This is a genomic window from Burkholderia sp. SIMBA_051, assembly GCF_046534915.1.
Taxonomy (GTDB): Bacteria; Pseudomonadota; Gammaproteobacteria; order Burkholderiales; family Burkholderiaceae; genus Burkholderia; species Burkholderia ambifaria.
The window spans coordinates 308,958-334,016 of the sequence record NZ_JAWRXS010000002.1 but is presented as its reverse complement, the minus strand read 5'-3'; the positions used below and the strand labels follow the sequence as shown (position 1 = coordinate 334,016).

Annotated in this window: 19 protein-coding genes; 7 read left to right on the top strand and 12 right to left on the bottom strand. The window is 66.1% G+C overall.

The features are described 5' to 3' along the window. Positions 1 to 20 precede the first annotated feature (20 nt). Positions 21 to 866, top strand: a complete 846-nt coding sequence (locus SB771_RS05505) for an aldo/keto reductase (RefSeq protein WP_175660297.1) — start codon at positions 21 to 23, stop codon at positions 864 to 866. 25 nt (positions 867 to 891) lie between these two features. On the opposite strand, the gene SB771_RS05500 is transcribed toward SB771_RS05505, so the two are convergent. From SB771_RS05500 to SB771_RS05475, 6 genes are all read right to left on the bottom strand, one after another. Further along, positions 892 to 2,502: a hypothetical protein gene (locus tag SB771_RS05500; RefSeq protein WP_279607363.1), complete on the bottom strand. Its 1,611-nt coding sequence runs from the start codon at positions 2,500 to 2,502 to the stop codon at positions 892 to 894. 289 nt (positions 2,503 to 2,791) lie between these two features. Beyond that, positions 2,792 to 3,802 (bottom strand): HoxN/HupN/NixA family nickel/cobalt transporter, encoded by a 1,011-nt coding sequence (locus tag SB771_RS05495; protein ID WP_244096777.1) that lies wholly within the window; start codon positions 3,800 to 3,802, stop codon positions 2,792 to 2,794. 173 nt (positions 3,803 to 3,975) lie between these two features. After that, entirely contained in the window at positions 3,976 to 6,087 is a 2,112-nt protein-coding gene (gene fusA / locus SB771_RS05490) for an elongation factor G (RefSeq protein ID WP_011657726.1), read from the bottom strand. 215 nt (positions 6,088 to 6,302) lie between these two features. Then, positions 6,303 to 6,803 carry a DUF192 domain-containing protein gene (locus tag SB771_RS05485; RefSeq protein WP_126228369.1) on the bottom strand — a complete coding sequence of 167 codons (501 nt, stop codon included), beginning with the start codon at positions 6,801 to 6,803 and terminating at the stop codon, positions 6,303 to 6,305. Positions 6,804 to 6,962: 159 nt separating this feature from the next. Continuing rightward, positions 6,963 to 7,175, bottom strand: coding sequence for a hypothetical protein (locus tag SB771_RS05480; RefSeq protein ID WP_082089614.1), 213 nt, complete (start codon positions 7,173 to 7,175; stop codon positions 6,963 to 6,965). A 288-nt stretch (positions 7,176 to 7,463) separates the two neighbouring features. Further along, a complete protein-coding gene (locus SB771_RS05475) occupies positions 7,464 to 8,042 on the bottom strand; it encodes a pseudouridine synthase (protein ID WP_175660295.1) in 579 nt (192 codons plus the stop codon). A 274-nt stretch (positions 8,043 to 8,316) separates the two neighbouring features. Between SB771_RS05475 and icd the strand changes: the two genes are divergently transcribed. Both icd and SB771_RS05465 read left to right on the top strand, forming a co-directional pair. Then, the gene (gene icd / locus SB771_RS05470; RefSeq protein WP_006754594.1) at positions 8,317 to 9,573 is read left to right on the top strand and encodes an NADP-dependent isocitrate dehydrogenase; all 1,257 of its coding nucleotides are present in this window, start codon (positions 8,317 to 8,319) and stop codon (positions 9,571 to 9,573) included. A gap of 282 nt (positions 9,574 to 9,855) precedes the next feature. After that, entirely contained in the window at positions 9,856 to 12,084 is a 2,229-nt protein-coding gene (locus SB771_RS05465) for an NADP-dependent isocitrate dehydrogenase (protein WP_175660294.1), read from the top strand. A gap of 117 nt (positions 12,085 to 12,201) precedes the next feature. On the opposite strand, the gene SB771_RS05460 is transcribed toward SB771_RS05465, so the two are convergent. Continuing rightward, a complete protein-coding gene (locus SB771_RS05460; protein ID WP_011657722.1) occupies positions 12,202 to 12,426 on the bottom strand; it encodes a hypothetical protein in 225 nt (74 codons plus the stop codon). Between the two features lie 675 nt (positions 12,427 to 13,101). On the opposite strand from SB771_RS05460, the gene SB771_RS05455 reads away from it, so the two are divergent. After that, the gene (locus tag SB771_RS05455) at positions 13,102 to 14,700 is read left to right on the top strand and encodes a multicopper oxidase family protein (RefSeq protein ID WP_175660293.1); all 1,599 of its coding nucleotides are present in this window, start codon (positions 13,102 to 13,104) and stop codon (positions 14,698 to 14,700) included. 176 nt (positions 14,701 to 14,876) lie between these two features. Here the strand turns inward: SB771_RS05455 and SB771_RS05450 are convergent, their stop codons facing one another. Continuing rightward, complete coding sequence (locus SB771_RS05450) at positions 14,877 to 15,080, bottom strand: cold-shock protein (protein ID WP_004196460.1); 204 nt, start codon at positions 15,078 to 15,080, stop codon at positions 14,877 to 14,879. A 548-nt stretch (positions 15,081 to 15,628) separates the two neighbouring features. On the opposite strand from SB771_RS05450, the gene clpS reads away from it, so the two are divergent. The 3 genes from clpS to SB771_RS05435 all read left to right on the top strand — a co-directional run bounded on the left by clpS (position 15,629) and on the right by SB771_RS05435 (position 19,722). Further along, positions 15,629 to 15,943, top strand: a complete 315-nt coding sequence (gene clpS / locus SB771_RS05445) for an ATP-dependent Clp protease adapter ClpS (RefSeq protein ID WP_006398529.1) — start codon at positions 15,629 to 15,631, stop codon at positions 15,941 to 15,943. Beyond that, positions 15,940 to 18,240, top strand: a complete 2,301-nt coding sequence (gene clpA / locus SB771_RS05440; RefSeq protein WP_011657720.1) for an ATP-dependent Clp protease ATP-binding subunit ClpA — start codon at positions 15,940 to 15,942, stop codon at positions 18,238 to 18,240. Before clpS ends, clpA begins: the two co-directional genes overlap by 4 nt. Positions 18,241 to 18,342: 102 nt before the next feature. Further along, on the top strand, positions 18,343 to 19,722 hold the full coding sequence (locus SB771_RS05435) for an amino acid permease (protein ID WP_410721766.1): 1,380 nt from the start codon (positions 18,343 to 18,345) through the stop codon (positions 19,720 to 19,722). A 153-nt stretch (positions 19,723 to 19,875) separates the two neighbouring features. Here SB771_RS05435 and dut read toward each other — a convergent pair whose 3' ends face one another. From dut to ileS, 4 genes are all read right to left on the bottom strand, one after another. Then, positions 19,876 to 20,322, bottom strand: a complete 447-nt coding sequence (gene dut, locus SB771_RS05430) for a dUTP diphosphatase (protein WP_165751895.1) — start codon at positions 20,320 to 20,322, stop codon at positions 19,876 to 19,878. Positions 20,323 to 20,377: 55 nt separating this feature from the next. Next, the gene (gene coaBC, locus SB771_RS05425) at positions 20,378 to 21,589 is read right to left on the bottom strand and encodes a bifunctional phosphopantothenoylcysteine decarboxylase/phosphopantothenate--cysteine ligase CoaBC (RefSeq protein WP_165751894.1); all 1,212 of its coding nucleotides are present in this window, start codon (positions 21,587 to 21,589) and stop codon (positions 20,378 to 20,380) included. 67 nt (positions 21,590 to 21,656) lie between these two features. Next, on the bottom strand, positions 21,657 to 22,157 hold the full coding sequence (gene lspA / locus SB771_RS05420; RefSeq protein WP_011657716.1) for a signal peptidase II: 501 nt from the start codon (positions 22,155 to 22,157) through the stop codon (positions 21,657 to 21,659). Between the two features lie 2 nt (positions 22,158 to 22,159). After that, positions 22,160 to 24,997: an isoleucine--tRNA ligase gene (gene ileS, locus SB771_RS05415; RefSeq protein ID WP_175660292.1), complete on the bottom strand. Its 2,838-nt coding sequence runs from the start codon at positions 24,995 to 24,997 to the stop codon at positions 22,160 to 22,162. Positions 24,998 to 25,059 lie beyond the last annotated feature (62 nt).

Here is a 25,059-nt window from a genome sequence, read left to right as displayed (position 1 = left end):
CGAACCGCAGCGAGGAACGCATGACAGACACGATCGCCACGGTCGTCCTACCGGACGGCGAGACGATTCCGAAGCTCGGCCTGGGCACCTGGGAAATGGGCGAGCGCCCCGCGCGCCGCGCCGACGAGATCGCCGCACTGCGCGAGGGTATCGCGCTCGGGATGACGCTGGTCGACACCGCCGAAATGTATGGCGACGGCGCGACCGAGGAACTCGTCGGCGAGGCGCTGGCCGGCCTGCGCGACGACGTGTTCCTCGTCAGCAAGGTGTACCCGCATCATGCGAGCCGGCGCGGCGTCGTCGCCGCGTGCGAGGCGAGCCTCGAACGTTTGCGTACCGATCGTCTCGACCTGTACCTGCTGCACTGGCGCGGTTCGGTGCCGCTCGAGGAGACCGTGGAGGGGTTCGAGGCGTTGCGGCGCGCGGGCAAGATCCGGCACTGGGGCGTCAGCAACTTCGATACGGCCGACATGGCCGAGCTCGTCGACGAGGCGGGCGGTGGCGCGTGCGCGACCAACCAGATCCTCTACAACATCGCGCGGCGCGGTCCGGAATTCGACCTGCTGCCGTGGCTCGCCGACCACCGGATACCCGCGATGGCCTACAGCCCGGTCGATCACGGGCGGCTGCCGAAACGCTCGCCGCTCGACGAAATCGCGCGGCAGCGGGGCGTGTCGGTGACGCGCGTCGCGCTTGCGTGGGTGCTCGCGCAACCGGGTGTGTTCGCGATTCCGAAGGCGTCGCGGATCGAGCACGTGCGCGACAATCGTGCGGTGCTCGACCTCGTGTTGAGCGATGACGAGCGCGCGCAGATCGACGGTTATTTCCGTCCGCCGCGCAGCAAGCGCGCGCTCGAAATGCTCTGACGGCACTGCTCAGGCGATGCGTCGGTCAGTGGCCATGGCCACCGGCCGATCCACCGCTGCCGCCGCCGCCACTGCCGTTGCCGACACCGTTGGCGCCGCCGCTGCCGGCGCCACCATTGCCGTTGCCATTACCGTTGCCACCGCCATTGCCGTGGCCACCGATTCCGTGACCGCCGGTGCTGCCGCCGCCGTTACCTTGGCCACCGCTGCCGCCGGCGCCGCCGCCGCCGCTGCCGCCGCTGCCGCCGCCGCTGCTGCCGCCGCCGCCACCGCCGCCACCGCCACCGCCACCGCCACCGCCACCGCCACCGCCGCCACCATTGCCGCCGCCGTGACCGCCACCGCCACCGCTGCCGCCACCGCTGCCGCCACCGTTGCCGCCGCCGTTGCCGCCGCCGTTGCCGCCGCCGTTGCCGCCGCCGTTGCCGCCGCCATTGCCGCCGCCGTGACCGCCACCGCTGCCGCCACCGCTGCCGCCACCGCTGCCGCCACCGTTGCCGCCGCCGTTGCCGTGACCGCCGCTGCCGCCACCGTTGCCGCCGCCGTGACCGCCACCGCTGCCGCCACCGCTGCCGCCACCGCTGCCGCCACCGCTGCCGCCACCGCTGCCGCCACCGCTGCCGCCACCGTTGCCGCCGCCGTTGCCGCCGCCGTTGCCGCCACCGTGACCGCCGCCGTTGCCGCCACCGTGACCGCCACCGCTGCCGCCGTTGCCGCCACCGTGACCGCCGCCGTTGCCGCCACCGTTGCCGCCGCCGTGACCGCCACCGCTGCCGCCGCCGTGACCGCCGCCATTGCCGCCACCGTTACCTACGCCATTTCCACCACCATTGCCGCCACCGTCGCCATGACCACCACCGCCGTGACCACCATGACCACCCGACGTGCCGCCACCCGAGGTACCGCCACCCGAGGTACCGCCACCCGAGGTACCGCCACCCGAAGTGCCGCCGCCCGAAGTACCGCCACCCGAGGTACCGCCACCCGAAGTGCCGCCACCCGAGGTACCGCCGCCCGAGGTACCGCCACCCGAAGTGCCGCCACCCGAAGTGCCGCCACCCGAAGTGCCGCCACCCGAAGTACCGCCACCCGAAGTACCGCCGCCGGAAGTGCCACCGCCCGAAGTACCGCCACCCGAAGTACCGCCACCAGAAGTGCCGCCGCCAGAAGTGCCACTACCAGAAGTACCACCACCCGAAGCGCCGTTACCCGAAGTGCCGCCACCAGAAGACCCATCACCCTTACCTCCGTTGCCGGACGCAGTCCCGCCACTGCCTGTGCCATTCATACCGCCGGATGTTGATCCCGTGGAGCCACTGACCCCCGCGGGCCCGACCGCGCCACTTCCGCCATTAGCCGGACTGCCACCGCCAGTGGTATTGCCGGCCCCGCTGCCTGCCGCGCCACGGCCGGCATAGACGTGTACCGCGCATGCAGCCGGATTGGCGGCGCAGGACGCCGCATCCTCGACCAGCATCATCACGGGGTCCGCGCCCGCAATCGCGTCGGGCGCGGCGCCGGGCGCCGCGTCCTGCGCACTGGCGTACGAACAGCAGCATGCAAACGCGGCTGCGGCCAGCAGGGTGGTGTGAAAGCGCCGGCCCGCCGTGCGGGACAATTGTTTCGTTCTGCTCATCATTGATCTCCCCGATGGGCGCGATGCCTCGTCACGCGCGACCGTCAACGTGTGATGCAGGGGACCAGCAACGATGCAATGTCGTATCGGCGGCCGATGCGTGTCGCGCTGGCGCCCGAGGGCAGTCGCGAACACGGATCGGCACGCGGGCCCGCCGTGCGAATCCCTATCTGCGAGATTCGTGCCACCGGCCGGCTATGCCCGTGGCGCAAGGCGTGCACTCGTTGCCCGACAGCGCGTGAAACGCTGTCGGGCGCATTTTGTTTCTGGAATGAAACGTCTGACCAGATCAGCGCGCCGTTGGATCGGCAGCGCGCGGCCAGCGATGGCAGAGGATCGACGCGATCCAGCCGACGAGGAATAGCGCGACGATGCCATAGCCGATCGCGCCGAAGTGTTCGCCGAGCGTATCGAGCGCATCGCGTACGGGGCCCGTCAGCGACAGTTTGTCGGCGAGCAGGCCGGCGGCCTCGATCCCGCCGACGGCCAGCGCGACGACCGCCGACAGCAGCGTGATGCTCGCGTTATAGAGCAGCTTGCGCTGCGGGTCGTCCATCGCCCAACCGTACGCGTGAATCATCAGCACGTTGTCGGTCGAGTCGATCAGCGTCATGCCGGCCGCGAACAGCGCGGGAAACAGCATGACCGTATAGAGCGGCAGCGCGTGGCTTGCCTGCGCGGCCGCAATCGCGAGCAGCGCGATTTCGGTTGCAGTATCGAAACCGAGGCCGAACAGCACGCCGACCGGATACATGTGCCAGCTTTTCGACACGAACCGGAACAGCGGGCGCAGCAGCCGCGACACGAGGCCGCCCGCCCGATGCGTGTGCGCGCCGCCGTGGGCATGGTCCGGCGCGGCGCGATAGCGCCGCCACACGCCGCGCAGGATCACCAGGTTCATGCATGCGAGCACGAGCAGGAACGTCGCGGACACCGCCGTGCCGATCGTGCCGCCAATCTCGCGGAATGCGTCGAAACGGTCGCGCAGCGCGAACGCGGTCAGCGCGATGCCGAGCGTCGCGGCAATCACGATCGTCGAGTGGCCGAGCGAGAAGAACAGGCCGACGGTCACCGGACGCTGGCCGTCCTGCATCAGCTTGCGCGTCGCGACGTCGATCGCGGCGATGTGATCGGCGTCGACCGCGTGACGCAGCCCGAGCCCGTACGCGATCGCCGCGGTGCCGAGCAGCAGCGGATGGTCGCGCAGCACCGCGAGCGCCCACAGCCAGACGGCGATGTTGGCGACGATCAGGCCCGCATACAGCGTCAGCAGGCGGCGCAGGGCAGGGGTGGGCGGCATGGGGAAGGTTCCATCGGACGAATCGCGATCCATTGTGGCATGTGCAAAAAATGCCTGGCGTGCCGATCGAAAACGTCGGCGGCCGCGCGCATCGGCGCGCTCGACGGACGAAAAAAAGCCCGTCCGGAACCGGACGGGCCTTCGGCTTGCCGTCGGGCGCACGCGCCCGGCGCTTACTTCACTTTCGCGTTGATCACGCCTTCCGACACGTTCGCCGGCGTTTCAGCGTACTGCTTGAACTCCATCGTGTACGTCGCACGGCCTTGCGTGGCCGAGCGCAGCGACGTCGAATAGCCGAACATCTCGGCAAGCGGCACTTCGGCGCGTACGAGCTTGCCGCCGCCGCCCGCGATGTCCTCCATCCCCTGCACGATGCCGCGCCGGCTCGACAGGTCGCCCATCACGTTGCCCATGAAATCCTCGGGCGTCTCGACCTCGACAGCCATCATCGGCTCGAGCAGCACGGGCTTCGCACGGCGCATCGCTTCCTTGAACGCCATCGAGCCTGCCATCCGGAACGCGTTTTCGTTCGAGTCGACGTCGTGGTACGAGCCGAACGTCAGGTGCACCTTCACGTCGACGACCGGGTAGCCGGCGAGCACGCCGCTCTTCAGCGTTTCGGTGATGCCCTTGTCGACGGCCGGGATGAATTCGCGCGGAATCACGCCGCCCTTGATCTCATCGAGGAACTCGTAGCCCTTGCCGGGGTTCGGCTCGAGCGTGATCACCGCATGCCCGTACTGGCCGCGCCCGCCCGACTGCTTGACGAACTTGCCTTCGACGTCGGACGCCGTCGTGCGCACCGTTTCGCGGTACGCGACCTGCGGCTTGCCGACCGTCGCCTCGACGCCGAACTCGCGCTTCATCCGGTCGACCAGGATTTCGAGGTGCAGCTCGCCCATCCCCGAGATGATCGTCTGGCCGGATTCCTCGTCGGTCTGCACGCGGAACGACGGGTCCTCCTGCGCGAGACGGTTCAGCGCCAGGCCCATCTTCTCCTGGTCCGCCTTCGTCTTCGGCTCGACGGCCTGCGAGATCACCGGCTCCGGGAATTCCATCTTCTCGAGGATGATCGGCTTGGTCGGATCGCACAGCGTGTCGCCCGTCGTCGCTTCCTTCAGGCCGACCGCCGCCGCGATGTCGCCCGCGCGCACTTCCTTGATTTCCTTGCGCTCGTTCGCGTGCATCTGCAGGATTCGGCCGAGCCGCTCCTTCTTGTCCTTCGTCGCGTTCAGCACCGTGTCGCCCGAATTGACGACGCCCGAATACACGCGGAAGAAGATCAGCTGGCCGACGAACGGGTCGGTCATGATCTTGAACGCGAGCGACGAGAACGGCTCGTCGTCGCTCGGGTGGCGTTCCGCCGGTTTTTCCGGATCGGCGAAGTCGTGGCCGAGGATGGCCGGCACGTCGACCGGCGACGGCAGGTAATCGATCACCGCGTCGAGCATCGCCTGCACACCCTTGTTCTTGAACGCGCTGCCGCACAGCATCGGCACGATCTCGTTCGCGATCGTGCGCTGGCGCAGCGCGGCCTTGATCTCGTCCTCGGTCAGCGACTCATGGTCGTGCAGGTACTTCTCGAGCAGTTCCTCGCTGGCTTCCGCGGCGGCCTCGACCATCTTCCCGCGCCATTCGTGCGCGAGCTCGACGAGGTTCGCCGGGATCTCCTCGTAGGAAAACTTCACGCCCTGGCTTTCGTCGTCCCAGACGATCGCCTTCATCTTGACGAGATCGACGACGCCCTGGAAATGCTCTTCCGCGCCGATCGGAATCTGGATCGGCACCGCGACGCCCTTCAGGCGCTCGCCGATCTGGCGCTGCACGCGGAAGAAGTCCGCGCCGACGCGGTCCATCTTGTTGACGAACGCAATGCGCGGCACCTTGTACTTGTTCGCTTGGCGCCACACGGTTTCGGACTGCGGCTGCACGCCGCCGACCGAGTCGTACACCATGCACGCGCCGTCTAGCACGCGCATCGAGCGTTCGACCTCGATGGTGAAGTCGACGTGCCCGGGGGTGTCGATGATGTTGATCCGGTGTTCCGGATAGTTGCCGGCCATGCCCTTCCAGAAGGCCGTGGTCGCGGCCGACGTGATCGTGATGCCGCGTTCCTGCTCCTGCTCCATCCAGTCCATCGTGGCCGCGCCATCGTGCACTTCGCCGATCTTGTGGCTCACGCCGGTGTAAAACAGGATGCGCTCGGTCGTCGTGGTCTTGCCGGCATCGATGTGAGCGCTGATCCCGATGTTGCGATAGCGCTCGATGGGGGTTTTGCGGGGCACGTGAACCTCCTGGTGGTTCGGATCGTAAGCGGGCCGGCTGGGCCGGTCCGGATTGGAACAAGCGAGATTTAAAGGATAGCGCTTGTCCGTGGCTTTTGCAGATGCGGCCAGCGTCGGCCGAATCAAGGCGGGCGCCGCCGGCGCGCGAAAAAAAAGCCGGCGCGCAACGGGCGGCCGGCTTCGGTCGATGCGCGGCGGCGCCGCGGCACTCGCCGTTACTGGGGCTTGGGCAGCCCGTCGAGCTTCATGCCCGGCTTGATGCCCTTCGCGGCGAACCAGCCCTTGCTCATTTCGAGCGCATAGACGCCGTTGTTGCGCGGGCAGTGATTGTCGGTCGTCTCGGCCCGCATCTCGTCGATGTCGGTGATCGTGCCGTCCGCGCGGATGAACGCGATCGACAGCGGAATCAGCGTGTTCTTCATCCAGAAGCAGTGCACGGCGTTCTCGTTGAACACGAACAGCATGCCTTCGTTCGGCCCGAGTTGCGACCGGTACATCAGCCCCTGTTCGCGGTCGGCGTCGTTCGCGGCGACGGCCGCGTCGATCACGTACATGCCGGCGCGCAGCTTCACGTGCGGGAACTCGCTCGGCTGCTTGGCGCCCGGCGGCATCTGCGCGTGGGCGGTGTGCACGCCGAGTGCGAGGACGGCGAGCGCGGCGGGGAACACGGCGGCGCGCGCAAGGCGGCCGAGCGACGAGCGCAGGGAGAATCGCACAGCAAGGCTCCTATCGGGAAAACGAGACCCGCATGGTACGCGAAGCGCGCCGGCGGGCACAAAAAGAAAAAGGCAGATCGCCTCGCGGTGATCTGCCTTTCAACGCCGTAAGAACGGCAAGACTGCGTGTTCTTGACTGCGTTATTACAACCAGCTTGCTTAGTTCGAAGCAGCTGCCGGCGCTTCGGCTTCGCTAGCTGCCTTCTTCGCTGCGTGGTGCTTCTTCTTTGCGTGGTGCTTCTTGGCCGTGTGCTTTGCCGGTGCCGAAGCAGCTGCCGGAGCAGCAGCCGAAGCAGCTTCCGGAGCCGAAGCTTGTGCGAAAGCAGCCGTTGCGAAGAGACCAGCGACCAGAGCGGCGATCAGTTTGTTCATGTTGTGTTCCTCAGCTTTAGTTAATTAACCAAATGACCCGGCATAGGAGTCATGTCGTCTAACGGTGCCATCCACCTTTCGGTTGACAGACGCTTCGAGAAATTTCTCATTGCGCTGCGGGCGCCGAATCGTATTCGAAGAAAACGTCGCTTTCGTGACGCAAACACGGAAATACCGGTTCGGCTGCCAATGCCGGATAGCTCAGGATGGCATCTGCGTGGTTTAACGCGCGATCTTCGCCGGCGGTTGACGAAAAAGATGACGAAAAAATCGAAAGTTGCCGCGGACTCACGCGTCGCGGGCAAAACCGTCCCACGGGGCGCGCGGCGGCAGCGCGATTGTTTCGCCCGGCGCAATGCCGAGCGCGAATATGTCCAGTGCGCCGATGCCCACGCGCACGAGACGCAACGTCGGGAAGCCGATCGCGGCCGTCATCCGGCGCACCTGCCGATTCTTGCCTTCGGTGATCGCCAGTTCGATCCACGTGGTCGGGATCGCGGCGCGGTAGCGGATCGGCGGGATGCGCGGCCACAGCGCGTCGGGCGGCTCGATGAATTCGGCGCGGCACGGGCGCGTCACGTAGTCGCCGAGATCGACGCCGCGTGCGAGCGCCTTCAGGTCGGCCGGGCCCGGCGCGCCGTCGACCTGCGCCCAGTAGCGCTTGACGAGCTTGTGGCGCGGCTCCGCGATGCGCGCCTGCAGCGCGCCGTCGTCGGTGAGCAGCAGCAGGCCCTCGCTGTCCGCATCGAGCCGGCCGGCCGGGTAGACGCCGGGCGTTTTTACCCAGTCGCCGAGCGATGGCCGCGTCTCGTGCGCGGAAAACTGGCAAATCGTGCCGAACGGCTTGTTGAGGGCGATCAGGGTCATGGCGGGGCGCCCGCGCGGCGTGCCGCGGGAAGGCGGGCCGGCGGTCTATGGCAAATGGCGGAATCTTAATGCATAATACGGAACGGCAAGTCATCTGTCTTATATAAGACATAAGGGAAGACTTGATACGCAGCGTCGCGCTTCGTGCCGCCGGCCCCGATTGGGGCGCTAGAATAGCGGCTCGCTGTTGCCGTCACGAAGGGGGCAAGGCCACCTCGCCACGCGCGCAGTTTCGACCAGCATCACCTGCTCAGCCACGTCACTGGAGTCGATCATGCCGTATCAGCACATCAAGGTTCCGGAGGGCGGTGACAAGATCACCGTCAACAAGGACTACTCGCTCAACGTATCCGATCAGCCGATCATTCCCTATATCGAAGGCGACGGTACGGGCTTCGATATCACGCCGGTCATGATCAAGGTCGTCGACGCGGCGGTGGCCCATGCCTACAAGGGCAAGCGCAAGATCCACTGGATGGAGATCTTCGCGGGCGAGAAGGCGACGAAGGTGTACGGTCCGGACGTGTGGCTGCCGGACGAAACGCTGCAGGTGCTGAAGGAATACGTGGTGTCGATCAAGGGGCCGCTCACGACCCCGGTCGGCGGCGGCATCCGTTCGCTGAACGTCGCGCTGCGCCAGGAACTCGACCTGTACGTGTGCCTGCGCCCGGTCCAGTATTTCAAGGGCGTGCCCTCGCCGGTGCGCGAGCCGCAAAAGATCGACATGGTGATCTTCCGCGAGAACTCGGAAGACATCTACGCGGGCATCGAATGGGCCGCGGGCTCCGAGCAGGCGAAGAAGGTGATCAAGTTCCTGCAGGACGAGATGGGCGTGAAGAAGATCCGCTTCCCCGAAACATCGGGGATCGGCGTCAAGCCCGTGTCGACCGAAGGCACCGAGCGTCTCGTGCGCAAGGCGATCCAGTATGCGATCGACAACGATCGCAAGTCGGTCACGCTGGTGCACAAGGGCAACATCATGAAGTTCACGGAAGGCCTGTTCCGTGACGCCGGCTACGCGCTCGCGCAGAAGGAATTCGGCGGCGAGCTGATCGACGGCGGCCCGTGGATGCGCGTGAAGAACCCGAAGACGGGCAACGAGATCGTCATCAAGGATTCGATCGCCGATGCATTCCTGCAGCAGATCCTGCTGCGTCCGGCCGAATACGACGTGATCGCGACGCTGAACCTGAACGGCGACTACATCTCCGACGCACTGGCCGCGCAGGTCGGCGGCATCGGGATCGCGCCGGGCGCGAACCTGTCGGATTCGGTCGCGATGTTCGAGGCGACGCACGGCACGGCGCCGAAGTACGCGGGCAAGGATTACGTGAACCCCGGTTCCGAGATCCTGTCGGCGGAAATGATGCTGCGCCACCTCGGCTGGACGGAAGCGGCCGACACGATCATCGCCGCGATGGAAAAGTCGATCCTGCAGAAGCGCGTCACGTACGACTTCGCGCGCCTGATGGAAGGCGCGACGCAGGTGTCGTGCTCCGGCTTCGGCGAAGTGCTGATCGAGAACATGTAAGACCCCTTCCGGGGTGGGCCGGCGGATCGCCGGCCGCCCCGGCGCCTACTGCCGGCGCCGGGGCGTTTCGTGGATGGCAGGTTTGTTGGCAGGGCGGTCCGGCGTGCGGGCCGCGGCGCCGCGCTGCGGCCCGCATGCCCTGCAAGGTAGAACATGACGGCCCTCGCAACACCACCGCCCGGCTGAGCCGGCGCGCCCCTTTCGCGACCCACCCGGTCGCTCACCGCCGGTTATCGCCGGCGCTCCTCAGTCCAACATTCACGTAGCAACGCTTTGACCACCATGTCCACTTCGCCCAAGATCATCTACACCCTCACCGACGAAGCGCCCGCGCTCGCGACCTATTCGCTGCTGCCGATCGTCAAGGCCTTCACGCGCTCGTCCGGCGTCGCCGTCGAAACGCGCGACATCTCGCTCGCCGGCCGCATCATCGCGGCATTCGCCGACGTCCTGCCGCCGGAGCAGAAGGGTTCCGACGATCTGGCCGAACTGGGCCAGCTCACGCTGAAGCCGGAAGCGAACATCATCAAGCTGCCGAACATCAGCGCGTCGGTGCCGCAGCTCAAGGCCGCGATCGCCGAACTGCAGGCGCAGGGCTACAAGCTGCCGGCGTATCCGGAAGACCCGTCGACCGACGAAGAAAAGGCGGTCAAGGCCCGCTACGACAAGATCAAGGGCAGCGCGGTGAACCCGGTGCTGCGCGAGGGCAACTCGGATCGCCGCGCGCCGCTGTCGGTGAAGAACTACGCCCGCAAGCACCCGCACAAGATGGGCGCATGGAAGGCCACGTCGAAGGCGCACGTCGCGCACATGAGCGAAGGCGACTTCTACGGCAGCGAAAAGTCGGCGCTGATCGCCGCGGCCGGCAGCGTGAAGATCGAACTCACGACGACCGACGGCGTGAAGAAGGTGCTGAAGGAAAAGACGGCGGTGAAGGCCGATGAAATCATCGACGCATCGGTGATGAGCCGCAAGGCGCTGCGCAGCTTCATCGAAGCGCAGATCGCCGACGCGAAGGCGCAGGACGTGCTGTTCTCGGTGCACCTGAAGGCGACCATGATGAAGGTCTCGGACCCGATCCTGTTCGGTCACTTCGTGTCGGTGTTCTACAGCGACGCGCTCACCAAGCACGCGGACGTGCTCGCGAAACTCGGCTTCAACCCGAACAACGGGATCGGCGACCTGTACGCGCGCCTGAAGGACCTGCCGGCCGACACGCGCGAAGCGATCGAAGCCGACGTCAAGGCCGAGTACGCGGTGCGCCCGCGTCTCGCGATGGTCAACTCGGACAAGGGCATCACGAACCTGCACGTGCCGAGCGACGTGATCGTCGACGCATCGATGCCGGCGATGATCCGCGACTCGGGCGGCATGTGGGGCCCGGACGGCGAACTGTCCGACGCGAAGGCCGTGATTCCGGACCGCTGCTACGCGGGCGTCTACCAGGCCGTCATTGAAGATTGCAAGCAGCACGGCGCATTCGACCCGGTCACGATGGGTAGCGTGCCGAACGTCGGCCTGATGGCGCAGGCGGCCGAGGAATACGGTTCGCACGACAAGACGTTCCTGATCCCGGCCGATGGCGTCGTGCGCGTCACGGACGACGCCGGCAACGTGCTGCTCGAGCACGCGGTCGAGTCGGGCGACATCTGGCGCATGTGCCAGACGAAGGACGCACCGGTGCAGGACTGGGTCAAGCTGGCGGTGAACCGCGCCCGCGCGACCGGCGCGCCGGCCGTGTTCTGGCTCGATCCGGCCCGTGCGCACGACGCGCAGATCATCGCGAAGGTCGAACGTTACCTGAAGGATCACGACACGAACGGCCTCGACATCCGCATCATGACGCCGGTCGATGCGACGCGTTTCTCGCTCGAGCGCATCCGCGCGGGCAAGGACACGATCTCGGTCACGGGCAACGTGCTGCGCGACTACCTGACCGACCTGTTCCCGATCATGGAACTCGGCACCAGCGCGAAGATGCTGTCGATCGTGCCGCTGATGGCCGGCGGCGGGATGTTCGAAACGGGCGCGGGCGGCTCGGCACCGAAGCACGTGCAGCAGTTCGTCGAGGAAGGCTTCCTGCGCTGGGATTCGCTGGGCGAATTCCTCGCGCTGGCCGCGTCGCTCGAACACCTCGGCCACGCTTACCAGAACCCGAAGGCGCTCGTGCTCGCGAAGACGCTCGACCAGGCGACCGGCAAGTTCCTGGACGAGAACAAGTCGCCCGCACGCAAGGTCGGCGGCCTCGACAACCGCGGCAGCCATTTCTACCTGTGCCTGTACTGGGCGCAGGCGCTGGCCGAGCAGACCGACGATGCCGCGCTGAAGGCGCAGTTCGAAGGCGTCGCGAAGTCGCTGGCCGACAGCGAAGCGCGCATCCTGGAAGAACTGTCGGCCGCGCAGGGCACCGCGCAGGCGATCGGCGGCTACTACCGTCCGAACGTCGAGCTGACGAGCCAGGCGATGCGCCCGAGCGCAACGCTGAACGCCATCGTCGACGCAGTCGCCTGACGCCGGCCGCGCCCCCGCGCGCGTGACGGCAACGGCGGCGGGCTTCACGGCTCGCCGCTTCGCCGACAATAAAAACGCCCCGGTCGCCCGGGGCGTTTTTCGTTGCAGGCGTGCCATTCAGACGTGCACGATTTCCCATTCGCTGATTTCGGGCGGCACTTCGAGCGTGGCCGTATCGAGTTCGGTCGGTTGCTCGCAGTCGCCGCGGGAGATGTGGTCGGCGGCTACTTCCGGGCACGAGAACGCGCCGAGCAGAGCGTTGCCGAACGTCGCTTCCCAGCCGCCGTTACCCGGCAGGATGTAGAACGACCCGAGCGCTGAACCAAAGCGAAATCCCTTCATTTCCGTTCTCCCTTTCTGATTACAAGCGATTCTGTGGTGCCGCTCGCCGGTTGGGTTTCGTATCGACCGTCGTGGCGAAGCGTCGGTGCATGGAACCCAGTCTACGTCCGTGGCCGCGACCGATGGTGCGCGTAGAACGCTTTCTCGAAACAAAAATTCCTTTTTAAAAACAGCCATTTATTTTGCCTGTTTTGTATTGCGGAACGATTTTTGGCATCGCGAAACAGCGAATTTGTGCCGTGCACCACGAATTTTTATAACGCAGTGACTTGTTCCACATCGTGAAAAATCGAGGGGGTCCGTGCATCGATGGCGGACGGTGTGACGCTGGCGGGATGAACGGGTGGGGCGAACTGCGCGCGATGGGGCGGGGCGAACGCGGGCAGCGTGTGCGATCGACCGGGCAGCTGGCACGAATGCAGTGGGGGCGTAGCGGCGTCGACCGATGATCGAAAACGCAGCGCGAACGGCGCCCCGGGGGCGTCAGGCCCAACCGCGCACTGCGGCGTATCGCCGCTCGCGCGGTGCCGCGGTGCTTCGGCCGCGACCCGCGGTTATGATGACGCGGGCTTCAGGTTTCGCGTCGCGCATGGGCGCTTTGCGCACCGGCCGGCGCGGGTGTCGCGACGGCAGCACGACGCAGCACGACGCAGCACGAATAACGAGGAACGATTGATGATACGGAGAACCTTCCTGTCGCATGCCATCGGCGTGGCGGCCGCATCGCTGTTTGCGCGCACCGCGTGGGCGCAGCATGCCGCACACGCGGGCATGGCCGGCATGGATCAGATGGACGACATGCCCGGCATGTCAGGAATGACGGGCCACACCCAGCACGCGAAGCCGGCGCCGGCCGCGCTCGCGGCGGCCGATGCGCTGCCGGCCGGCGCGCCGCTCGCGTCGCTGCGCACGCTCGCGAACGAAAGTCGCGAGCCCGGCACGTTCCGCGCGACGCTGGTCGCACAGCCGGTCGCGCGTCCGCTGCTGCACGGCGCGCGTCCGACGACGTTCTGGCAGTTCGGCGCGGGCACGCAGGGGCCGGTGGTCGGCCCGCTGATCGACGTACGCGAGGGCGATACGGTCGAAATCCGCTTCGTGAACAAGCTGCCGCAACCGTCGACGATCCACTGGCACGGCCTGCCGGTGCCGCCCGACCAGGACGGCAACCCGTCCGACCCGGTCGCGCCGGGTGCGTCGCACGTGTACCGCTTCACGCTGCCGAAGGGAAGTGCCGGCACCTACTGGTATCACCCGCATCCGCACATGATGACCGCCGAGCAGGTGTTCCGCGGGCTGGCCGGGCCGTTCGTCGTGCGTGCCGCCGACGACCCGCTCGCCGGCTGGCCCGAGCGCAACCTGTTCGTGTCCGACCTGAAGCTTGCGCGCGACGGCACCATTGCGCCGAACGACATGATGGACTGGATGAACGGCCGAGAAGGCCAGTTCGTGCTGGTCAACGGTGCGCGCCGGCCGCGGATCGACGTTGCGAGCGACGAGCGCTGGCGCGTGTGGAACGCGTGCAGCGCACGCTACCTGCGCGTGGCGTTCGACGACGGCCGCGCGTTCGAGCATGCCGGCACGGACGGCGGGCTGTTCGATGCGCCGCGCCGCGTGACGTCGCTGCTGCTCGCACCGGGCGAGCGGGCTGAACTGCTGGTGCGCGCCGGCGACCGCGCATCACGCGCGGTGCTGCAGGCGGCGGAATACGACCGCCGCAAGATGGCGATGTCGCACGACGACGGCCACGGCAGCCTGCCACCCGATCCGGCGCTGCCGCTGGCCGACGTCGCGTTCGCACCGGCCGCCCCTCGTACGCTGCCGGCGACGCTGCGCACGGTGCCGGCGCTCGGCGAGCCGGTTGCGCACAAGGAAGTCGCGTTCGGCGAAGAGATGGACATGGATGCGATGATGAACGGCCCGATGCATGGCCGTCCGGCCGGGATGCGCTTCACGATCAACGGCGCGACCTATGCGCCGCATCGCGCGACGTTGACGAGCCGCCGCGGCGACGTCGAGCGCTGGACGATCCGCAATGCGACCGACATGGATCACCCGTTCCATTTGCACGGCACGCAATTCCAGGTGATCGAGCGTGCATCGGACGGCACGCGCACGAGCGAACCGTTCCGCGCGTGGCGCGACACCGTGAACGTGCGCAGCGGCGAGACCGTGACGATTCTCGTTACGCAAGACATGCCCGGCGAGCGCATGTTCCACTGCCATATTCTCGAACACGAGGATCTCGGCATGATGGGCACGCTGAAGGTCGTGTAACGAGATCGATTATGTTTCACACGTATGACGGCATTCGATCTGCGTGTGCGACAAGACAATACGTGTTCAATAATCGGGATTGAACGTAAAGGCCGGCCAATCGAATTAACGAATGGCCGGCCTGAAAAAAAGAAACCCGGCGCAATGCCGGGTTTCTTCGTCCAATATCCGGTGCCTTACGCGGCCTGGATGTTCGACGCTTGCTTGCCCTTCGGCCCTTGAACGACCTCGAAGCTCACCTTCTGGCCTTCCTTCAGGGTCTTGAAGCCCTGCATGTTGATGGCCGAGAAGTGCGCAAACAGATCCTCACCGCCCTCGTCGGGGGTGATGAAACCGAAGCCCTTCGCGTCGTTGAACCACTTAACGATACCAGTTGCCATTTTCCTACTTCCCCTGTCACACAGTCGCTGCTACTTACCACGAGCACGCTCGAAAAGCTAAACGACCGGAAAATACAGCCGTTCCCCCCTCACAAGCTCACCTTCGGCCTCTTTCATTTCGCCAACCGGCAAATGAAAAAGAGTGCCAGCTTGATTGTTGGCGCTCTTTATTTGAGTGTCAAGGGGAATTTTTAGACAGTTAGAGGGCCGTTGTAAAGAACCCATTTTCAGGGTTTTTCCGGCTTTGCTTCGCAGCATGCCGCCGAGCGCGCGGACTTGAAAAGTCGCATAATCGGCTCATATACCAGGCTCGAGTGACACGCGATCGAGTCGTCCCGGCTTGTGGGATACTGGATGCGGATGCGACGGTCCGGTGCAGTCTCCACCTGACGGTTCGTGTTCCGCGCCACGCGTGAAAGCCGGCACCGCAGCCGGCTTTCGTATGGTGCGAAGACGATCGCATGTCGTCGGGAACCAGGGAGGGCGCCGGCCGGTCGGTCGGGTAATGGCAGGATTGCGGGCCTGTCCGAGTTGTTTAGAATGGGTGTATGGCGATTATCCCGGACAAGCAGGACAGCACCGTCCTGGAACGCAAGCAGCAGAAGCTCAAGCCGCCTTCGATGTACAAGGTGGTGCTGCTCAACGACGACTTCACGCCGATGGAGTTCGTCGTGATGGTCGTACAGGAGTATTTCAAGAAGGATCGCGAGACGGCCACGCAGATCATGCTGAAGGTCCATCGTGAAGGGCGAGGGGTATGTGGGGTCTATACGCGGGACATCGCGTCGACCAAGGTTGAGCAAGTCGTTACCCATGCGCGGCAGGCCGGGCATCCGCTGCAGTGCGTGATGGAGGAAGCATGATTGCCCAGGAATTGGAAGTCAGCCTGCACATGGCGTTCATGGAAGCACGCCAGGCGCGCCATGAGTTCATTACGGTCGAGCATCTGCTGCTGGCCCTGCTGGATAATCCGACGGCAGCCGAGGTGTTGCGCGCGTGTGCGGCCAACATCGAGGACTTGCGTCAGAACCTGCGCAATTTCATCCACGACAACACACCGACCGTCCCGGGTACCGACGATGTCGATACCCAGCCGACGCTCGGTTTCCAGCGCGTGATCCAGCGCGCGATCATGCACGTCCAGTCGACGTCGAACGGCAAGAAGGAAGTCACCGGCGCGAACGTGCTGGTCGCGATCTTCGGCGAGAAGGATTCGCACGCCGTCTACTACCTGCAGCAGCAGGGCGTCACGCGCCTGGACGTCGTGAACTTCATTTCGCACGGCATCGCGAAGACGAACGGCGGCGAAGCCGCAAAGTCGACCGACGCGAACGCGGAAAGCGAAGACGCGAACGCGCAGAAGGAAACGCCGCTCGCGCAGTTCACGCAGAACCTGAACCAGATGGCGAAGGACGGCCGCATCGATCCGCTGATCGGCCGCGAGCCGGAGGTCGAGCGCGTCGTGCAGGTGCTGTGCCGCCGCCGCAAGAACAATCCGCTGCTCGTGGGCGAAGCGGGGGTGGGCAAGACCGCGATCGCGGAAGGGCTCGCTTATCGCATCACGCGCGGCGAAGTGCCGGACATCCTCGCGAACGCGCAGGTGTATTCGCTCGACATGGGCGCGCTTCTCGCGGGCACCAAGTATCGCGGCGACTTCGAGCAGCGTCTGAAGACGGTGCTGAAGGAGCTGAAGGAGCGTCCGCACGCGATCCTGTTCATCGACGAGATCCATACGCTGATCGGCGCGGGCGCCGCATCGGGCGGCACGCTCGACGCGTCGAACCTGCTGAAGCCGGCGCTGTCGTCGGGCACGCTCAAGTGCATCGGCGCGACCACGTTCACCGAGTATCGCGGCATCTTCGAGAAGGATGCGGCGCTGTCGCGGCGCTTCCAGAAGGTCGACGTGACGGAGCCGACCGTCGAGCAGACGGTCGCGATCCTGCGCGGGCTGAAGTCGCGCTTCGAGGAGCATCACGGCGTCAAGTATTCGTCGGGCGCACTGTCGGCCGCGGCCGAACTGTCGGCACGCTTCATCACCGACCGCCACCTGCCGGACAAGGCGATCGACGTGATCGACGAAGCGGGCGCCGCGCAGCGCATCCTGCCGAAGTCGAAGCAGAAGAAGACGATCGGCAAGAGCGAGATCGAGGAAATAATCTCGAAGATCGCGCGCGTGCCGGCGCAAAGCGTGTCGCAGGACGATCGCAGCAAGCTGCAGACGCTCGATCGCGACCTGAAGAGCGTCGTGTTCGGCCAGGATCCGGCGATCGATGCGCTCGCCGCATCGATCAAGATGGCGCGCGCGGGCCTCGGCAAGATGGACAAGCCGATCGGCTCGTTCCTGTTCTCCGGCCCGACGGGCGTCGGCAAGACCGAAGTGGCGCGCCAGCTCGCGTTCACGCTCGGCATCGAGTTGATCCGCTTCGACATGTCGGAATACATGGAGCGTCACGCGGTGAGCCGGCTGATCGGCGCGCCGCCGGGCTACGTCGGGTTCGACCAGGGCGGCCTGCTGACCGAAGCCGTCACGAAGAAGCCGCATTGCGTGCTGTTGCTCGACGAAATCGAGAAGGCGCATCCGGACATCTTCAACGTGCTGCTGCAGGTGATGGACCACGGCACGCTGACGGACAACAACGGCCGCAAGGCGGATTTCCGCAACGTCATCATCATCATGACGACGAACGCGGGCGCCGAGTCGATGCAGAAGGCGACGATCGGCTTCACGACGCGCCGCGAGACGGGCGACGAGATGACCGACATCAAGCGTCTGTTCACGCCGGAGTTCCGCAACCGCCTGGATTCGATCATCAGCTTCCGCTCGCTCGATGAGGAAATCATCATGCGCGTGGTCGACAAGTTCCTGATCCAGCTCGAGGAGCAGCTGCACGAGAAGAAGGTCGACGCGCTGTTCACAGACGCGTTGCGCAAGCATCTCGCGAAGCACGGCTTCGACCCGCTGATGGGCGCGCGGCCGATGCAGCGGCTGATCCAGGACACGATCCGTCGTGCGCTGGCCGATGAGCTGCTGTTCGGCAAGCTCGTCAACGGCGGGCATGTGACGGTCGACGTCGACGAAAACGACAAGGTTCAGTTGTCGTTCGACAAGCTGGCGAATCCGCCGCACAAGCCGAACGAAGAGACGGTCGAAGTCGAGTAAGCGATAATTCGTTGTTCATGCGAACGGCGCGGGAAGTTCTCCGCGCCGTTTCGTTTTATCTGGCGCCGGTGGCGCAATGGTGGGGCAGGGGGTAGCAACGCAGTGACACAACAACAACGGTCGTTCGACAACATCGTCGCGCGCGAACAAGGGTTGCGCCACGCGCTGACGTCGGGGCAGATGGCGATGATCGCGATCGGCGGCGCGATCGGCACGGGGCTGTTCCTCGGCAGCGGGTTCGCGATCGGGCTCGCCGGCCCGAGCGTGCTGGTCTCGTATGCGATTGGCGCACTGATTGCGCTGCTGCTGACGGGCGCGCTCGCGGAAATGACGGTCGCGCATCCGACGGCCGGTTCGTTCGGCGCGTACGCCGAGCACTACGTCGGCCCGCTCGCGGGCTTTCTCGTGCGCTATGCGTACTGGTTCGCGGTGGTGTTCGCGATCGGCACCGAGATCAGCGCGATCGCCGTGTTCATGAAGTACTGGTTCCCGGCCGTGCCCGGCTGGTACTGGGTGATCGGCTTCTCCGCGCTGCTGATCGCGGTGAACCTCGCGAGCGTCACGCTGTACGGGTCGGTCGAATACGCGTTTTCGTTGCTGAAGATCGCGGCGATCGTCGTGTTCATCGTGCTCGGCGCGTATCTCGTGTGGTCGGCGCCGGCGGCGTCGGGCATCGGCTTCGCGAACTACACCGCGCACGGCGGCTTCATGCCGAAAGGGCCGTGGGGCACCTGGGTCGCGGTGATCGTCGCGATCTTCAGCTACATGAGCATCGAGGCGGTCGCGATCGCGGCCGGCGAGGCGCGCGATCCGCAGCATGCGGTCACGCGTGCGTTCCGTTCGACGGTGTTCCGGCTCGTGCTGTTCTACCTGCTGACGCTGTCGCTGATGCTCGCGATCGTGCCCTGGACGCAGGCCGGCACCGACGAAAGCCCGTTCGTGAAGGTGATGGCCGCCACGCACGTGCCGTATGCGGCCGGCGTGATCAACTTCGTGCTGCTGATCGCGGCGCTGTCGGCGATGAACAGCCAGCTCTACGTGACGACGCGGATGATGTTCAGCCTGTCGCGTGCGCGGCTCGCGCCGGCGGTGTTCGGCCGGCTCGGCAACAACGGCGTGCCGCGTGCGGCGCTGTGGATCTCGACCAGCGGCGTCGCGGTCGCGGCCGTGCTGGTCGCGCTGTCGCCCGACACCGCGTTTACCGTGATGATGGCGATCGCGATGTTCGGCGCGCTGTTCACGTGGCTGATGATCTTCGTCACGCACCTGCGCTTTCGCGCGCGGTATCGCGGCCCGGCGCTCGCATTCCGGATGTGGGGCCACCCGTTCGGCAGCCTGCTCGGTGCGGGGCTCGTGGGCGCGGTCCTGCTCACGACCGCGTTCACGCGCGAATTCCGGATGACGATGGTGGTCGGCGTCGTGTTCGTCGTGCTGCTGACGCTCGCGTACGCCATCCACTATCGGCACCAGCACGCGCGTTGACGCGTGAGCGTACGTCGCGGGCGATGGCCTGCGCGGCGACGGTGATGCGCGGCCGCCAGCTCGCACCCGCGCGGCTCGCGCGGACGGCCGATCGGTGAATGGAAACGGAAAAAGCAAAGGGGGCCGCGAGGCCCCCGTTTCGCATCGCGCCGTTCAGTGACGGCCGGTGCTGCCGAAGCCGCCTTCGCCGCGATCGCTTTGCGCGAACTCGTCGACGATGTTGAACTGCGCCTGCACGACCGGCACGATCACGAGCTGCGCGAGCCGCTCGAACGGGTTCAGCACGAATTCGGTCTGGCCGCGGTTCCACGTCGACACCATCAGCTGGCCCTGGTAGTCGGAATCGATCAGGCCGACGAGGTTGCCGAGCACGATCCCGTGCTTGTGGCCGAGGCCCGAGCGCGGCAGGATCAGCGCCGCATAGCCGGGATCCGCGAGATGAATCGCGAGGCCCGTCGGCACCAGCGTCGTTTCGCCCGGCTGCAGCGTGACGGGTGCGTCGAGGCACGCGCGCAGGTCGAGGCCCGCGCTGCCGGTGGTGGCGTAGGCGGGCATGTAGTCGCGCATGCGCGCGTCGAGAATCTTCAGGTCGAGTTTCATGCGGTCGTCGAATCGGTCGGGAAGGGCGCGGCGGCGCGTGCCGCCAAGCAATGGATCAGATCAGGTGATTGTCGGGCAGGCGCTTCGCGATTTCGGCGACGAGCGCGTGCGCGAGCTCGTCCTTCGGCGCGCGCGGCAGGCGCGTGAGCCCCGCTGCCTCGAACAATACGACTTCGTTGTCGTCGCGGCCGAACGTCAGCGGGCCGAGGTTGCCGACCAGCAGCGGCACGTTCTTGCGCTTGCGCTTTTCGTCGCCATGCACGTCGAGGTCGCCGCTTTCGGCGGCGAAACCGACGCAGAACGGCGGATCGGGCAGCGCCGCGACCGACGCGAGGATGTCGGGGTTCTCGACGAACGCGAGCGCCGGCATCTTGCGATCGGCCGTCTTCTTCATCTTGTGCTCGGCCGGCTGGTCGACGCGCCAGTCGGCGACCGCGGCCACCGCGATGAAGATGTCCGCGTCGGTTACCGCATGCATGACCGCGTCGTACATCTGCTGCGCGGTCTGCACGTCCTGGCGCGTCACGCCCCACGGCGTGTCGAGCGCGACCGGCCCCGCGACGAGATGCACGTCGGCGCCGGCCTGCTGCGCGGCGCGCGCGAGCGCGAAGCCCATCTTGCCGCTCGAGCGGTTCGTGAGGCCGCGCACCGGGTCGAGCGGCTCGAACGTCGGGCCGGCCGTGATCAGCACGCGACGGTGCGCGAGCACCTTCGGTGCGAAGTGCGCGACGATCGCTTCATAGATCGCCTCGGGCTCGAGCATGCGGCCGTCGCCGACTTCGCCGCAGGCCTGCGCGCCCGAATCGGGGCCGAGCACCGACACGCCGTCGGCGCGCAGTTGCGCGGCATTGCGTTGCGTGGCCGGGTTCTGCCACATCTGGCGGTTCATCGCGGGCACGACGAGCAGCGGACAGTCGCGCGCGACGCACAGCGTCGACAGCAGGTCGTCCGCGAATCCGTGCGCGAGCTTCGCGAGGAAATCCGTCGACGCGGGCGCGATCACGATCGCGTCGGCTTCGCGCGACAGGTCGATGTGCGCCATGTTGTTGTCGACGCGCGCATCCCACTGGCTCGTATAGACGGGCCGGCCGGACAGCGCCTGCATCGTCACGGGCGTGATGAACTGCGCGGCGGCTTCGGTCATCACGACCTGCACGGTCGCGCCTGCCTTCGTCAGCAGCCGGGTGAGCTCGGCGATCTTGTAGCAGGCGATGCCGCCCGTCAGGCCGAGAACGAGGTGTTTTCCAGCGAGTTCTGCGTGTGCCAACTCAGGCCTCCAAGGGTCAAACGGAACGGCCGGCGCGAAGCCGGCCGTCGACACCGAGTATGCGCGCTCAGCGCGAGCCGCGCACCCGACGCAGTTCGTCGTAGACCAGCAGCACCGCGCCGATCGTGATCGCGGAATCGGCGAGGTTGAACGCCGGGAAGTGCCAGCCGCCGACGTGGAAATCGAGAAAGTCGATCACGTGGCCGTAGACCAGCCGGTCGATCACGTTGCCGAGCGCGCCGCCGAGGATCAGCGCGAGCGACAGGCTGAACAGCCGCTGCTGGCCATGGCGGCGCAGCAGGAAGCAGATCACGAGCGTCGCGCCGATGCCGAGCGCGGTGAACGCCCAGCGCTGCCAGCCGCTCGCGGTCGACAGGAAGCCGAACGCGGCGCCGCGGTTGTACACCAGCACGAGGCTGAAGAACGACGTCAGCGCATGCTGCGCGCCGTACGCGAACGTTTTCAGGATCGCGATTTTCGACAGCTGGTCGAACAGGATCACGATCAGCGAAATGCCGAGCCAGGGCGCGAGCGCGCCGCTGGCCGGTTTCGACAGGGTTTTTGCCATGGTTAAGCCGCGCTCCGGATTTCGCCGTTTTCAAACAGATTCGAGAAGCAGCGTCCGCACAGCGTCGGGTGGTCGGCGTGCGCGCCGACGTCCTCGCGGTAGTGCCAGCAGCGTTCGCACTTCTGGTACTTCGACGCCGCGACGTCGACGCTTTCCTGCGCCTCGTCGTCGACCTTCACGACCGTCGCCGCCGACGTGATCAGCACGAACTTCAGATCGTCGCCGAGGCTCGTGAGCGCATCGTAGCGCGCGCCGCTCGCATGCACGGCCACTTCGGCCTGCAGCGACGAACCGATGCGGTTCGCGGTGCGTGCTTCCTCGAGCGCCTTCGTCACGTTGCCGCGTACGTCGCGCAGCAGCGCCCACTTCTCGATCAGCGCGGTCGAGCCGGCCACTTCCGGATACGCGTAGTACGTTTCCGTGAACACGGTGTCGCTGGCCGGCTGGAACACCTTCCACGCTTCTTCCGCGGTGAACGACAGGAACGGTGCGAGCACGCGCAGCAGCCCGTGCGTCAGGTGGTACAGCGCGGTCTGCGCGGAGCGGCGCGCGCGCGAATCGGCCGCGCTGGTGTACAGGCGGTCCTTCAGCACGTCGAGGTAGAAGCCGCCGAGATCTTCCGAGCAGTATGTTTGCAGCTTCGCGACGACCGGGTGGAACTCGTACTTCTCGTAGTGGCCGAGCAATTCCGTCTGCAGTTGCGCGGAGAACGCGACCGCATAACGGTCGATCTCGAGCCATTCGTCGACCGGCACCGCGTGCTGCGCGAAGTCGAAGTCCGACAGGTTCGCGAGCAGGAAGCGCAGCGTGTTGCGGATGCGGCGATAGCCTTCCGTCACACGCTTGAGGATTTCCTCGGAGATCGCGAGCTCGCCCGAATAGTCGGTCGACGCGATCCACAGGCGGATGATTTCCGCGCCGAGGCGGTTCGCGACTTCATGCGGGTCGACACCGTTGCCGAGCGACTTGCTCATCTTGCGGCCTTCGCCGTCGACCGTGAAGCCGTGCGTGAGCAGGCCCTTGTACGGCGCGCGGCCGTCGATCATCGACGCGGTCAGCAGCGACGAGTGGAACCAGCCGCGGTGCTGGTCCGAGCCTTCGAGGTATAGATCCGCCGGGAACTGCAGTTGATCCTTGTGCGAGCCGCGCAGCACGTGCCAGTGCGTCGTGCCCGAGTCGAACCACACGTCGAGCGTGTCGCGGTTCTTTTCGTACATATTTGCGTCGTCGCCGATCAGCTCGCGCGGATCGAGCGACTGCCACGCCTCGATGCCCGACTGCTCGACGCGCTTCGCGACTTCCTCGAGCAGCTCGAGCGTGCGCGGGTGCAGCTCGCCGGTTTCCTTGTGCACGAAGAACGCCATCGGCACGCCCCACTGGCGCTGACGCGACAGCGTCCAGTCGGGACGGTTCGCGATCATGCTGAACAGGCGCTGCTTGCCCCACGACGGGTAGAACGCGGTTGCCTCGACGCCTTCGAGCGCCGCTTCGCGCAGCGTCTTGCCGTCGTCGCGCGGCGTCACGTCCATGCCGGCGAACCATTGCGACGTCGCGCGGTAGATGATCGGCGTCTTGTGGCGCCAGCAGTGCATGTAGCTGTGCGTGTACTTCTCGCTGCGCAGCAGCGAGCCGGCCGCGTTCAGCGCGTCGACGATCTTCGGGTTCGCGTCCCAGATCGACAGGCCGCCGAACAGCGGCAGCGATTCGATGTAGCGGCCGTCGCCCATCACCGGGTTGATGAAGTCCGAATCGGTCATCCCGTGCGCCTTGCACGACATGAAGTCTTCGATACCGTAGGCGGGCGACGAGTGCACGACGCCGGTACCCGTGTCGGTCGTCACGTAGTCGCCGAGGTAGACGGGCGTGGTGCGCTTGTAGCCGGGGTGGGCCGACGCGAGCGGGTGGTGGAAGCGCAGGTTCGCGAGCTTCACGCCGGGCGCGGTCGCGACGACGCGGCCGGTCAGCTTGAAGTCGGCCATGCACGCGGCGACACGTTCTTCCGCGATGATCAGCAGCCCGCGCTCGGTGTCGACCAGCGCGTAGACGATTTCCGGATGGAGGTTCAGCGCCTGGTTGGCCGGGATCGTCCACGGCGTGGTGGTCCAGATCACGATGCCGCCCTCGGCGCGCGGCAGCGCCGGCAGGCCGAACGCCTGCGCGGTCTTTTCCGGCTCGGCGAACGCGAACATCACGTCGATCGTCGGGTCGGTGCGGTCCTTGTACTCGACTTCCGCCTCGGCGAGCGCCGAGCCGCAGTCGAAGCACCAGTTCACCGGCTTCAGCCCGCGGTACACGTAGCCCTTCTCGATGATCTTGCCGAGCGCGCGGATCTCTTCCGCCTCGTTCACGAAGTTCATCGTCTTGTACGGATTCGCCCAGTCGCCGAGCACGCCGAGGCGCTTGAAGCCGACCTTCTGCTTCTCGATCTGCTCGGTCGCATACGCGCGCGCCTTGCTCATCACTTCGGCCGCCGGCAGCGACTTGCCGAACTGCTTCTCGATCTGGATCTCGATCGGCATCCCGTGGCAATCCCAGCCCGGCACGTACGGTGCATCGAAGCCGGCCATGTTGCGCGACTTGACGACGATGTCCTTCAGGATCTTGTTGACCGCGTGACCGAGGTGGATGTCACCGTTCGCATACGGCGGGCCGTCGTGCAGGATGAACTTCGGGCGGCCCTTGCTGGCCGCGCGGATCTTTTCGTAGATGCCGCGCTCTTCCCATTCCTTGACCCACTGCGGCTCGCGCTTGGGCAGGTCGCCGCGCATCGGGAACGGCGTGTCGAGCAGGTTGACCGGATATTTGGCCTGCGGTTTCGAATCGGCTTTCTTGTTGCTCATGATGGGATCGCTATCTAAATCGGTGGACGCTCGTGCGTCGTGAATCGGGGATGCGCGCGTGT